Raw genomic sequence first — 591 nt, forward strand, 5'->3', positions numbered from 1 at the left:
CCGACGAGCCGATCGGTTCGCCTCTGGTTGTTACTCCCAACGTGCTCATTGCAATGAACGAGCCATCCTACGATAAATTTATCGGGGCGGTAGAGGCAGGTGGCACGGTTATTGTGGATAGTACCCTCATTGCGAAAAAATGTGAGAGAACCGACATCAACGTGTTCTATGTGCCTGCTACCGAGCTTGCCTCCGAAAAAGGTCTCGAGGGTCTTGCAAACATCATCCTGGTTGGCAAGCTGCTCCAAGAGACGGGTTTTGCAAAATACGAGTCGGTACGCAAGGCGATTGAAAAATGCGTTTCCGCAAGAAAACAGCACCTGCTCGTCAAAAATATTGAGGCAATCGACCTCGGCATGTCACTGTAATCAGTAAAAAATGCGATCAATTTTTAGAGCCATTTGCCATGCGCAAGTGGCTCTTTTTTCTTGCTGTTCTACAAGTAAACAGGAATATCAATACAAAGAGCATCCACTTTTGGCGGGTGATTTTTTGCATCCGGTATGATATAATAAAACAAACATTCAGCCTTTGGCTGAGTACCGCGCGCAGCGCGGTACTTGTCGTTTGGCAAATATGTTTTGTTACATC

Annotated in this window: 1 protein-coding gene; it reads left to right on the forward strand. The window is 46.4% G+C overall.

All coding sequences use genetic code 11. The features are described from left to right. Positions 1–368, forward strand: a 368-nt coding sequence (locus tag RTV33_RS12165; protein ID WP_312644597.1) for a 2-oxoacid:acceptor oxidoreductase family protein, incomplete at its 5' end; no start/stop codon positions are given. Between the last annotated feature and the right edge of the window lie 223 nt (positions 369–591).

The organism is Hydrogenoanaerobacterium sp. (genome assembly GCF_032017025.1).
Classification (GTDB): Bacteria; Bacillota; Clostridia; order Oscillospirales; family Ruminococcaceae; genus Hydrogenoanaerobacterium.